Here is an 827-nt window from a genome sequence, read left to right as displayed (position 1 = left end):
ACTATGGCCGCATCAGCGGACGCATCGAGTTCGAGGATGCTCGTTTCCAGGAACTGCTGGCCATCTATCGCCAGCAGGTCGATCAGCAGGTCCTCCAGCAGATCGAGGGCGGCGGGGTCATCCGAGGCGAGCGTGATTCGTCCGTTCTCGTCGACTTGGATCACGACCGGAGACTTCGACCCTTCTGTCGGAGCGACATGATAGTTCGACAACTGCGACGACTGCGATGCCAGCCGGTCGAGGTTCGGCGTTTGGATCACCTGGTTGCCATGACATGCCAGATCGCCGTAGCCCTGGCTGGTGAGCCAGGTTCCCGCGTTTCTGATCTCGTTGGCTGCCGGTTTGCTGGTGACTCGTAGCACGGAAGAATCGAACCTGCCCGTCGCCCGAGCATGTTCACTTGCTGGTTGACCCGACCGAATCCTCGGCAACCGTCAGCAAGCTACTGGCCTGGACCGAGGATCGCTTCCACAGCGGTACGACCTTCGTGGGTCGCCTTGTGAGCCAGCATGGGATTGCCGGTGACGTCGGGTCCGATTTGGCCGTTGGGCATATTGCCACCGCCACGTCCCATCAACTGAGGCAGCACCGCGAACGCTGGCAGATCGGTCTTGCCTGAAGGATCTCGGCGGCGAGTTGAACAGCCTCGCGAGCAAGCTGATCAAGATCGAAACCATTCAACGTTTGTCTGCACGCGAAGTGCCTGGGCGATACTCGAACCGAACTTGTCGGCCTGAATCAGAATCGCGGCGAGCGATCGCAGGTCTTCGACACCGGTACGCGAACCAAGTTCGTGCAGCACGTCAACGCGAGCACGGCCCATCTGC

2 protein-coding genes are annotated in these 827 nt (G+C 60.5%); one reads left to right on the top strand and one right to left on the bottom strand.

The features are described from left to right. A partial coding sequence (locus AB1L30_RS06360; protein WP_367012595.1) for a hypothetical protein occupies positions 1-362 on the bottom strand: 362 nt, incomplete at its 3' end. Here AB1L30_RS06360 and AB1L30_RS06355 point away from each other — a divergent pair. Further along, on the top strand, positions 331-411 hold the full coding sequence (locus AB1L30_RS06355) for a hypothetical protein (RefSeq protein WP_367012596.1): 81 nt from the start codon (positions 331-333) through the stop codon (positions 409-411). The two genes, AB1L30_RS06360 and AB1L30_RS06355, sit on opposite strands and share 32 nt — an antisense overlap. Positions 412-827: the final 416 nt, after the last annotated feature.

This window comes from Bremerella sp. JC817, assembly GCF_040718835.1.
Lineage (GTDB): Bacteria > Planctomycetota > Planctomycetia > Pirellulales > Pirellulaceae > Bremerella.
This window is presented reverse-complemented; position numbering and strand designations above follow the sequence as displayed.